The following is an 11443-nucleotide window of genomic DNA, read 5'->3' as shown; positions in this document are numbered from 1 at the left end:
ATCAGTCCGGCATGACTTCAGGCGCTTCCCGGGGTGCAGGCGCGGTCAGGGAAGTGATCTTGATCAGCAGGGCCAGATGGCCGTTGTCGAGGTAGTTGAGCTGGCCGTTCTTGGTGTGGCTGTCCTGACGCAGGCGTTCACTGGCGGTGACCAGGCCATTGGCGTCGATCTGATTGACCCAGAAATCGGCAGTCACGTCGGTGAAGCGGCCGAGTTTCATTTCCAGTGTGCCCTCGATCGGGAACTGGCCGAACTGCTCCTGGCCTGCACTGACCGCGACTTTCGCCGGCGCCTCGCCGAGGGTCTGCTGCCAGGCTTTGTGCATCAGTACGGTGTACTCGCCGCTGGCGGTGAGTTTGCTTATGACTTCATTCAGCGCTGGGGTGCGCTGGCTGTCGTCGCCCAAACGCTGGGCGCCAGCGGCCCAGTCTTCCGGCGCAGCGCGGCTGACGATGGCTGGTACGGCATTCTGGCGCACCAGAATCATTTCGACTTGATAGGTGTCATCGGCAAACGCCATCGGTGCTACCAACGGAAGCAGCAAAATCAGAGAGCGGAACAGGCGCATTGGGCGTCCTTCAAGCGGATTTCGGGATGAGACGCTCAAACAGCGCCTCCACAGTATTGAAACGTTCTTCCGAGCGCTCCATCGGCACCTGGAATTTAAACATCGTCGCGCCTTCGAATTTGTAGCGTTTGGGCTGCGTCTGGATCAGCTTGATCAGCGTCATCGGGTCGACCGGTGTCTGCGCTTCGAACTCGATACGCCCACCCTGCGGCCCGCCATCGACTTTCTTGATGCCGAGTTTTTCCGCCTGCAGTTTCAACGCGGTAATCCGCACCAGATTCTTGGTCGGCTCCGGCAACAGGCCGAAGCGGTCGATCATCTCGACCTGCAGATCCTTGAGGCCTTCCTCATCGGTAGCCGAGGCGATGCGTTTATACAGAATCAGCCGTGCATGCACATCCGGCAGATAATCTTCCGGAATCAGTGCCGGCACCCGCAGATTGACTTCCGGGCCACCGCCAAGGGGTTGGTCGAGGTTCGGTTGCTCGCCTTTGCGGATCGACTTCACCGCGCGCTCGAGCATTTCCATGTACAGCGTGAAGCCCACGGCCTGAATCTGCCCGCTCTGACCGTCGCCGAGCAATTCGCCGGCGCCACGGATTTCCAGGTCGTTGGTGGCCAGCACGAAACCGGCGCCGAGGTCCTGGGTGTTGGCGATCGCCTCCAGACGCTTTTCCGCATCCGAGGTGATCTGCTGGCGCGGCGGCGTCAACAGGTAGGCGTAAGCCTGGTGGTGACTGCGGCCGACACGGCCACGCAACTGGTGCAACTGCGCCAGGCCGAACTTGTCGGCGCGCTCGATGATGATGGTGTTGGCGCTCGGCACGTCGATACCGGTCTCGATGATGGTCGAGGCGATCAGCACGTTGAAGCGCTTGTGGTAGAAGTCGCTCATCACCTGTTCGAGCTCGCGCTCGCGCATCTGCCCGTGGCCGATACCGATGCGCGCTTCCGGCACCAGTTCGGCCAGGTCGGCGGCGCATTTCTCGATGGTCTTCACATCGTTGTGCAGGTAGTACACCTGACCGCCACGCAGCAGTTCACGCAGCAGGGCTTCTTTGACCGTGCTCTTGTTCTGCTCCATGACGAAGGTGCGCACCGACAGGCGTCGCGCCGGCGGCGTGGCGATGATCGACAGATCGCGCATGCCCGACACCGCCATGTTCAAGGTGCGCGGGATAGGCGTGGCGGTCAGGGTCAGAATGTCCACCTCGCTGCGCAGCGCCTTGAGCTGTTCTTTCTGACGCACGCCAAATCGGTGTTCTTCGTCGATGATCACCAGGCCGAGGTTTTTGATTTTCACGTCGTCGGACAGCAGCTTGTGCGTGCCGATGACGATGTCGATCTTGCCTTCCGCCAGATCGGCGATTGCCGCGTTGACTTCCTTGGCCGATTTGAAGCGGCTCATCACTTCCACGGTCACCGGCCAATCGGCGAAGCGGTCGCGGAAACTGTTGTAGTGCTGCTGGGCGAGCAGGGTGGTCGGCACCAGAATCGCCACTTGACGTCCGCCATGCACGGCGATGAACGCGGCGCGCATGGCCACTTCGGTCTTGCCGAAGCCGACGTCGCCGCAGACCAGGCGATCCATCGGCTTGGGCGCCAGCATGTCTTCCCGCACGGCTTCGATGGTCGCTTGCTGGTCCGGGGTTTCTTCGAACGGGAAACCGGCGCTGAACGTGGCGTAATCGGCTTTCGGATCGGCGAAGGCGTAACCTTCTCGAGCAGCGCGACGGGCATAGATGTCGAGCAGTTCGGCGGCGACGTCGCGCACCTGTTCGGCGGCTTTGCGCTTGGCCTTCTGCCAGGTTTCCGAGCCCAGGCGATGCAGCGGCGCGAGCGAATCGTCGCTGCCGGTGTAACGGGCGATCAGGTGGAGGTTGGCCACCGGCACGTAGAGCTTGGCGTTCTCGGCGTATTCGAGGGTGAGGAATTCGGCGGCCTGATTGTCGATTTCCAGAATCGTCAGGCCCAGATAACGCCCGACCCCGTGATCGATGTGCACCACCGGCGCGCCTTCGCGCAGCTCGGTGAGGTTCTTGATCACTGCATCGTTGCTGACGTCGCTGCGCTTCTCGCGACGGCGCCGCTGCATGACCCGTTGGCCGAACAGCGGACTTTCCGCGACCAATGCCAGGGCCGGGTCGTCGAGCACCAGACCTTCGTCGAGCGGGGCGATGGTGATTGCCAGGCGATCCTTGCTGGCAACGAAGTCCGGCCAGCTGTCGACGGTTTTCGGGCGCAGCTTCAAGCGTTCCAGCAGTTCCAGCAGCACCTCGCGACGACCCGCCGATTCGGCGGTAAACAGCACGCGACCGGGGAATTCTTCAAGGAAGCCTGCGAGCGCCGCCAGCGGTTGCGTGGCTTTGGCTTCGATGGCCAGATCCGGCAGCGCGTGTGCGGGGAAGCGTTCCCGACCAACGCCGCTTTCTACGTCTTGCTGACTGGCGACGACCCGTGGCCAGTTCTTCAGGCGCGCGAAGCAGTCTTCCACCGGCAAAAACAGTTCGGCCGGGGGCAAGAGAGGACGCGAAGGATCGACGCGGCGTTCTTCATAACGGTTGCGCACGTCGTTCCAGAAGTTCTCCGCCGCCTGCTCGATACCCGGCAGCGAGAACACCTGGGTGTCCTGGGGCAGGTAGTCGAACAGGGTCGAGGTTTCATCGAAAAACAGCGGCAGGTAGTACTCGATACCGGCCGGAGTGATGCCGCTGCTCAGATCCTGAAAAATCGGGCAACGACGGAAGTCGACGTCGAAGCGTTCACGGAAGCGTGCCTTGAAGCGCGTTACCGCATCTTTCTGCAACGGAAATTCGCGGGCCGGCAGCAGCTTGACCGACTCGACCTTGTCGATCGAGCGCTGGGTTTCCGGATCGAAGGTGCGCAGGGTTTCGATTTCATCGTCGAACAGGTCGATGCGATACGGCAGCTTGCTGCCCATCGGGAACAGGTCGATCAACGCGCCGCGCACGGTGAACTCGCCGTGCTCATAAACCGTGTCGACATAGCGATAGCCGCTGGCTTCGAGCCGCGCGCGCATCTGTTCGACGTCGAGCTTCTGGCCGATGTCCAGCACCAGACTGCTGCCGAGCAGGAATTTGGTCGGCGCCAATCGGTGCAGGGCAGTGGTGATCGGGACCACCAGCACGCCGTGGGCCAGTTCCGGCAGGCGGTACAGGCTGGCGATGCGCTGGGAAATGATGTCCTGGTGCGGCGAGAACAGGTCGTAGGGCAGGGTTTCCCAGTCGGGGAAATGCAGCACGGGCAAATCCGGGGCGAAGAAGCCCAGCTCCTGTTCCAGCCGTTCGGCGCTTTGGCTGTCGGCGGTCAGCAGCAGGGTGAAGCGCTTGGCAGCGCTGGCAGCCTCGGCAATCGCCAGGCTGAGGGCAGCACCGGGCAGATTGCCCCAATGCTGTTTACCTGCCTCGGCAGGGAGTAGCGGTAGACGCAGAACAGGCACGGAAGGTTGAGCTCCAGGCGTTGCGACAAAGTCGGTAATTGTAGCGGCCTCGGGTGCCGCCTGTCAGTTGCAGACTACGTCTATCTTCGTGGTTTGGACGAAATGTAGTGGTAACCATAAAAACGAGCACTTTTTTCAGGGTTATGTAGTGCCGAAAGCAGGTGGTGTTACGGAGGGTTACAGACATCGTCTAACAGTCGTCGAAAAATTGACTGCGCTGCAAGCCCCGGTTTTACTGGCTTGGAGAAAGGCGTAAATTTTTTGAACGGGATTTTGTTACCGATTGCGCGACAAGCGCGCATTGCTGAAAGAGGTTGTGGGCGGCATAATGTAGCCCCTTTTTTCTGCCCCTACATGTGGAAGGTTACCGTGACTCAGAAGCCCGACCAGTGTCTTGGTGAATGGATCGACCGTGAAGCACTCGCAGAAGCGATGATCCCGCTTATCGGTCAGCTCTACCGCAATAACAACGTGGTGAGTTCGATCTATGGCCGCAGCCTGATCAACCAGTCTGTCATCGCGATTCTCAAAGCTCACCGCTTTGCTCGCCACCGTTCTTCCGACGACAGCGAACTCTCCGTCCACGAAACATTCCCACTGCTCAAGGCCATGAGTGAGCTCAAGCTCGGCGCGGCGTCGGTGGATCTGGGCAAGCTGGCGTTCAAATTCCGCAACGAAGGCAACGGCCGCAGCGCCGAGCAGTTCGTGCGTGAAGAGATGGCTGACGTGGTTGGCCAGCAGAACGCCTCGGCCCGCAAAGGCACCGACGTTGTTCTTTACGGCTTCGGTCGTATCGGTCGTCTGCTGGCGCGCATCCTGATCGAGAAAACCGGTGGTGGCGACGGCCTGCGTCTGCGTGCCATCGTCGTGCGCAAAGGCGCCGAGAACGACCTGACCAAGCGCGCCAGCCTGCTGCGTCGCGATTCGGTACACGGTTCGTTCAACGGCACCATTACCATCGATGAAGAAAACAACACCATCACCGCCAACGGTAACCTGATCCAGGTGATCTACGCGAAGAACCCGACCGAGGTGGATTACACCCAGTACGGCATCAAAGACGCGCTGCTGGTGGACAACACCGGCGTATGGCGTGACGCCGATGGCCTGGGTCAACACCTGGCCTGTCCGGGTATCGACCGCGTTGTTCTGACCGCGCCTGGCAAGGGCAAGCTGAAGAACATCGTTCACGGTATCAACCACGGTGAAATCACCGCTGACGACAAGATCGTCTCGGCTGCTTCCTGCACCACCAACGCCATCGTGCCGGTGCTCAAAGCGGTCAACGACAAGTTCGGCATCATCAACGGTCACGTCGAAACCGTTCACTCGTACACCAACGACCAGAACCTGATCGACAACTTCCACAAGGGCGATCGCCGTGGCCGTAGCGCCGCGCTGAACATGGTGATCACCGAGACCGGTGCCGCCACCGCCGCTGCCAAGGCCTTGCCTGAACTGGCCGGCAAGCTGACCGGCAACGCGATCCGCGTGCCGACGCCGAACGTGTCGATGGCCATTCTCAATCTCAACCTTGAGAAAGCCGCCACCCGTGAAGAAATGAACGAGTACCTGCGCTACATGGCGCTGCACTCCGAGCTGCACAAGCAGATCGACTTCGTCAATTCGCAGGAAGTGGTTTCGACTGACTTCGTCGGCTCGCGTCACGCCGGTGTGGTCGACGCTGAAGCGACCATCGTTCAGGACAACCGTGTTGTTCTGTACGTCTGGTACGACAACGAGTTCGGCTACAGCTGTCAGGTGGTTCGCGTGATGGAAGACATGGCTGATGTAAATCCGCCAGCGTTCCCGCGCTAAGCCTTGGCGGTAAATGAAAGCGCCCCGACTTGAGTCGGGGCGTTTTTGTTTGTGTGCCGTTTAGAGTTGTGTTGCCTGTGTGGGCCTCTTCGCGAGCAGGCTCGCTCCCACAGGGGATTTGTGAACGACACAGATCCAGTGTGGGAGCGAGCCTGCTCGCGAAAGCTTCTGTCAGGCGCCGCTGGCTAACGAAGCTTGCGCAGTGCGCAATTCATGCCGGTTGCCTCGGAACAACACCAGCGTCGCAATCAACCCCAGCACCGCCGCGCCACTGAGCCAGATCCCCGGCGCAGCCTTGTTGTCGAGCACATGAATCAGATACGTGCACGCCGCCGGGGTAAACCCGCCGAAGGTCGCCGTTGCCAGACTGTACGCCAGCGAGAACCCGGTGGTTCGCACTTCCACCGGCATGATCTCGGTCAGCGCCACCACCATCGCGCCGTTGTACGAGCCGTACAGGAATGACAGCCACAGTTCGACAATCAGCAAATGGCTGAAGCTTGGATTCGCCACCAGCCACGACAGCGCTGGGTACGCGGTCAGGATCGCCAGGATCGTTGCCGCCAGCAGTAAGGGTTTACGCCCGATCTTGTCGGACACCGCGCCCATCACCGGCAGCCAGAAGAAGTTCGACAAGCCGATGCACACAGTCACCAGCAAGGCGTCGAGGTCAGACAGGTGCAGCTCGGCCTTGCCGAATGTCGGCGTGTAGGCGGTGATCAGGTAAAACGACACCGTGGTCATCACCACCAGGGCCATGCCGGCGATGACGATGCCAAAGTTCTGGCCGATCGAGCGGACGATTTCGCCGAGGGTAGGGCGGTGAGTGCGCGCCTGGAACTCCGGGGTTTCCTCCAGCGAACGACGGATGAAGAAAATCACCGGCACGATCATGCATCCGATCAGGAACGGCACGCGCCAGCCCCATTCACCCATTTGCTCCGGACTGAGCCAGTGGTTGAGGCCGACGCCGAGCAGGCCGGCGAACACCACGGCGGCCTGTTGGCTGGCCGACTGCCAACTGACGAAAAAACCTTTGCGCCCCGGCGTGGAGATCTCCGCCAGATAGACCGACACACCGCCCAGTTCCACGCCGGCCGAAAAGCCTTGCAACAGGCGCCCGAACAGCACCAGCAGCGGCGCGGCGACACCGAGTGTCGCGTAGCCGGGCACGCAGGCAATCAGTACGGTGCCGGCGGCCATCATCGCCAACGTGATGATCAGGCCTTTGCGCCGACCATGCCGGTCGATGTAGGCGCCGAGGAAAATCGCCCCGAGCGGGCGCATCAGGAAGCCGGCACCGAAAGTGGCCAGCGACAGCATCAGCGAAGCGAACGCGCTGTCGGTGGGGAAGAAGGTTTTGGCGATGGCCGTGGCATAAAAGCCGTAGACCATGAAGTCGAACATTTCGAGGAAGTTGCCGCTGACAACGCGAAAGATCGCTTTGCCTTTGCCCGTGGTGGAGGACATGGGAGGTACTCACTGTTCAATTTTGTATAAAGGCGTTGCAGCCATGGGGAAGCGAGCGGGCGCTTGTAGTTCATAATGGCCGCCGTGGTTTTGCCGGGAGATGAAGAATTGTTAACTGGACGCTGGCTGGGGCTTGTGGTGCTCGCGATGGCGGTGGTCGGCTGCGGTAATGGCGGCTCTCTGGAACAAGTCGGCGGCGCGACCATGGGCAGCACCTGGTCGGTCAAGTACGTGCGGCACGCCGGTTTTGCCGATCCTGCGCAAGTGCGCGGCGAAGTGGAGCGCATCCTCGGCGAAGTCGATCAACAAATGTCGACGTATCGCAGTGATTCCGTTATCGAGCGCTTCAATGCCTTGCCTGCCGACAGTTGCCAATCGATGGCTCCAGCGGTGCTTGAATTGGTGCGTGTTGGCGAACAGCTGTCGAAGCAAAGCGAAGGTTCCTACGACCTGACCATCGAACCGCTGATGAATCTCTGGGGTTTCGGTCCGCAAGGACGTGAAGAAAAAGTCCCCGATACGGCCGCTCTGGCTGAAGTGATGCAGCGGGTCGGCTACCAGCATCTACGCATCGACGGCAACCGTTTGTGCAAGGACGCTGCCGTCGAAGTCGACTTCAACAGCATTGCCGCCGGCTACGCCGTGGATACCATCGCCGCCAGATTGCAGAGCATGGGCATCGACAACTACCTGGTCGAGGTCACGGGCGAACTCAAAGCCAAGGGCAAGAAGCCAGATGGCTCAGCGTGGCGCATTGCTCTCGAAGAACCCCGTGATGACCAGCAAGTGGCCGAGCGCATCATTGCTGTCGACGGCTATGGGGTTTCCACCTCCGGCGACTACCGCAACTATTTTCTCCAGGACGGACGGCGTTATTCCCACACCTTCGATGCACGCAGCGGACGACCGGTCCTACACGATCTGGCGTCAGTCACGGTCATTCATCCTTCAGCGCTGATGGCCGATGGACTATCGACCCTGTTGCTGATTCTCGGGCCGCAACGGTCTCAGGCCTATGCCCAAAAGCATGACATTGCTGCATTCTTTGTCATGCGTGCCGATACAGGTTTCGTGACCCGTTGCAGCCAGGCATTCGAGCGCCTTGCCGGTGCAGAAAACTGACCGCAGACATGACGAAAGCTGGCGTTGTAGTGCAGGCAAAAGTAGCCTACGACGCGACCAAGGGTTAATGTGCGCGGCGTTGACGCTTCTATAGACTGTGTCCGGGTTCTTCACTGGCCCCCAATTGTTCCTTCGCGCCGCCGTTCGGCGTGATTTAGCCGCCGGTGCTGCTGGCACCGCGGCCTGTTCTGAGGAGTACGCATGGCTGTCTACAACTACGACGTGGTGGTACTGGGTTCCGGCCCGGCGGGAGAAGGCGCGGCAATGAACGCCGCCAAAGCGGGGCGCAAGGTCGCGATGGTCGACAGCCGTCGCCAGGTCGGCGGCAACTGCACCCACCTGGGCACCATCCCGTCCAAGGCACTGCGTCACTCGGTGCGGCAGATCATGCAGTTCAACACCAATCCGATGTTCCGCGCGATCGGCGAACCACGCTGGTTCTCCTTCCCGGACGTGCTGAAAAGCGCGGAAAAAGTCATTTCCAAACAAGTCGCTTCGCGCACCGGCTACTACGCCCGTAACCGCGTCGACGTGTTTTTCGGCACCGGCAGCTTCGCCGACGAGCAAACCATCGAAGTGGTCTGCGGCAACGGCGTGGTGGAAAAACTGGTGGCCAAGCACATCATCATCGCCACCGGTTCGCGCCCGTATCGGCCGGCGGACATCGATTTCCACCATCCGCGTATCTACGATAGCGACACCATCCTCAGCCTCGGTCATACCCCGCGCAAACTGATCGTTTACGGCGCCGGGGTGATCGGTTGCGAATACGCCTCGATCTTCAGTGGTCTGGGTGTGCTGGTCGAGCTGGTCGACAACCGCGGCCAGTTGCTGAGCTTCCTCGACTCGGAAATCTCCCAGGCGTTGAGCTACCACTTCAGCAACAACAACATCACCGTGCGCCACAACGAAGAGTACGAGCGCGTCGAAGGCATGGACAACGGTGTGATTCTGCACCTCAAATCCGGCAAGAAGATCAAGGCCGACGCCTTGCTCTGGTGCAACGGCCGTACCGGCAACACCGATACGCTGGGTCTGGAAAACATCGGGGTCAAGGTCAACAGCCGTGGCCAGATCGAAGTCGACCAGAATTACCGCACCTGCGTGGAGAACATCTACGGTGCCGGTGACGTGATCGGCTGGCCAAGTCTGGCCAGTGCCGCCCACGACCAGGGTCGTTCGGCCGCTGGCAGCATCGTCGACAATGGCAGCTGGCGCTTCGTCAATGACGTGCCGACCGGTATCTACACCATTCCGGAGATCAGCTCGATCGGCAAGAACGAGCAGGAACTGACCCAGGCCAAAGTGCCGTACGAAGTCGGCAAGGCGTTTTTCAAGAGCATGGCGCGCGCGCAGATCGCCGGCGAGCCGCAAGGCATGCTGAAAATCCTGTTCCACCGCGAGACGCTGGAAGTGCTCGGCGTGCACTGCTTCGGTTATCAGGCGTCGGAGATCGTTCACATCGGTCAGGCGATCATGAGCCAGCCGGGCGAGCTGAACACCCTGAAGTATTTCGTCAACACCACGTTCAACTACCCGACCATGGCCGAAGCCTATCGGGTAGCGGCGTACGACGGCCTCAACCGGCTTTTTTGACGGGCTCCGGCCGGTGGCCTGAGCCGGCCGGGGAGACCGATTTCAGCAATTCTCAAGGGTGGCAGTGGCCAAACCGGGAAAGTCTGTAATCAGGCTGTCAACGCCGAAGTCGGCGAGTCTGCGCATCAGTGCAGGCTCGTTGACGGTCCACACCGACACATGCAGGCCCTGACGCTGTGCCTTCTGCAGGCGTTCCGGGGTACACAGCGTCCAGTTCAGCGCGAGAATCTCGCAGCCATAACTGGCCGCGACCTTCAACGGATCGAGCCAGGCGTATTCGGCCACCAGGCCACGCGACACGTCCGGCACCAGATCCAGCGCTGCTTTCAAGACTTCCCGCGAACTCGAGGTGATCGTCACCTTGTCGAGCAAGCCATGACGCTGAGCCATTTCCCGAATCGCCAAGACAGTTGTTGCTGCACGGGTGCGGGAAGCGCTTTTGACTTCCAGCTGCCAATGCTCGAAATCGCACTTCTCGAACAATTCTTCCAGCGTCGGAATCGGACACGGCTTGATCCAGCCCGGCCCACCCTTGCGCGCGTCGTAGGTCACCAGCTCGGCGGCGGTGTGCTCGACGACTTTGCCGCGCCGGTCGGTGGTGCGCTTGAGGGTCGGGTCGTGGATGACCATCAGCTCGCCATCTCTGGACAGGTGCAGATCCAGTTCGCAGCGGCGCACGCCGTGCTTGAGACATTCCTGAAAACTGCTCAGGGTATTTTCCGGTGCTTCGCCCTTGGCGCCGCGGTGGCCGTAGATGAGGGTCACGGTGCTTCCTTAAATTAAATGCCAGATTCGTTCTGTTCGCGGGCCAGACGGCGTTCCTGAGCCTGCTTCTGCAAGATGTAGCGTGCGAGCAACTGGCGCTGGGCGTCGGTCGGGCGCTCGAACTCGGTGCCGACGTCATAACCATCGCCCTTGGGGTCGCAATGGGTAACCCGGGCACGCAGTAGCAAGCCCAGCGCCTGCGGCATCAGCACCAGTTTGACCGACAGGTGTGCGCCGGTGGCGATCGGTGTCGGGTACTGAAAGTCGATGCCGCCTTCGGAGATGATCACCGGCTGCGGCTCGCCGATGTGGCCGAGCACGGTCAGGGCGATCACTTGGCTGAGCAGGTCGATGCGTTTGTTCTGGGATTTGAGAAACGCGGCAATGGCGCGGTCGCGCTCGCTGATCTGCCGCAGCAGGTGCTGCGATTCGAATTCGCTCAGGTGCAGTTCGCTGAGCAGGTTGAAGAGTGGGGAAGCATCCTGCAACACTTCCTGGCCTGCGGCTTCGGGAGCGGACAGGGGCCGAATTTCCAGTGCGATCGTGTCCTCGATACGGTAGTATTCGCGGCGATCTTCTTCATCTAATGTCGACATGGCGAACCCATGGTAGCGGCGGTGGTCTGAGTGTAAAGCTGGTTATCG

General features: G+C 60.7%; 8 protein-coding genes. 3 read left to right on the top strand and 5 right to left on the bottom strand.

Annotation, left to right across the window (positions count from 1 at the left end; genetic code table 11):
• Nucleotide 1 precedes the first annotated feature (1 nt).
• Nucleotides 2-568 (bottom strand): CsiV family protein, encoded by a 567-nt coding sequence (locus VNV36_RS06730; protein ID WP_325717092.1) that lies wholly within the window; start codon nucleotides 566-568, stop codon nucleotides 2-4.
• A 10-nt stretch (nucleotides 569-578) separates the two neighbouring features.
• Nucleotides 579-4028 carry a transcription-repair coupling factor gene (gene mfd, locus VNV36_RS06725; protein ID WP_325717091.1) on the bottom strand — a complete coding sequence of 1150 codons (3450 nt, stop codon included), beginning with the start codon at nucleotides 4026-4028 and terminating at the stop codon, nucleotides 579-581.
• 354 nt (nucleotides 4029-4382) lie between these two features.
• Between mfd and VNV36_RS06720 the strand changes: the two genes are divergently transcribed.
• Nucleotides 4383-5846: a glyceraldehyde-3-phosphate dehydrogenase gene (locus VNV36_RS06720; protein WP_016775482.1), complete on the top strand. Its 1464-nt coding sequence runs from the start codon at nucleotides 4383-4385 to the stop codon at nucleotides 5844-5846.
• Between the two features lie 171 nt (nucleotides 5847-6017).
• Here VNV36_RS06720 and VNV36_RS06715 read toward each other — a convergent pair whose 3' ends face one another.
• Nucleotides 6018-7316 (bottom strand): MFS transporter, encoded by a 1299-nt coding sequence (locus tag VNV36_RS06715; RefSeq protein ID WP_325717090.1) that lies wholly within the window; start codon nucleotides 7314-7316, stop codon nucleotides 6018-6020.
• 75 nt (nucleotides 7317-7391) lie between these two features.
• On the opposite strand from VNV36_RS06715, the gene VNV36_RS06710 reads away from it, so the two are divergent.
• Nucleotides 7392-8438, top strand: coding sequence for an FAD:protein FMN transferase (locus VNV36_RS06710; protein WP_325717089.1), 1047 nt, complete (start codon nucleotides 7392-7394; stop codon nucleotides 8436-8438).
• A 201-nt stretch (nucleotides 8439-8639) separates the two neighbouring features.
• Nucleotides 8640-10034, top strand: a complete 1395-nt coding sequence (sthA, locus tag VNV36_RS06705; RefSeq protein ID WP_325717088.1) for a Si-specific NAD(P)(+) transhydrogenase — start codon at nucleotides 8640-8642, stop codon at nucleotides 10032-10034.
• A gap of 42 nt (nucleotides 10035-10076) precedes the next feature.
• Here the strand turns inward: sthA and VNV36_RS06700 are convergent, their stop codons facing one another.
• Nucleotides 10077-10799: a glycerophosphodiester phosphodiesterase gene (locus tag VNV36_RS06700; RefSeq protein WP_325717087.1), complete on the bottom strand. Its 723-nt coding sequence runs from the start codon at nucleotides 10797-10799 to the stop codon at nucleotides 10077-10079.
• A gap of 14 nt (nucleotides 10800-10813) precedes the next feature.
• A complete protein-coding gene (locus tag VNV36_RS06695) occupies nucleotides 10814-11395 on the bottom strand; it encodes a PilZ domain-containing protein (RefSeq protein ID WP_016775478.1) in 582 nt (193 codons plus the stop codon).
• Nucleotides 11396-11443 lie beyond the last annotated feature (48 nt).

Source organism: Pseudomonas sp. (genome assembly GCF_035554175.1).
Taxonomy (GTDB): Bacteria; Pseudomonadota; Gammaproteobacteria; order Pseudomonadales; family Pseudomonadaceae; genus Aquipseudomonas.
This window is presented reverse-complemented; position numbering and strand designations above follow the sequence as displayed.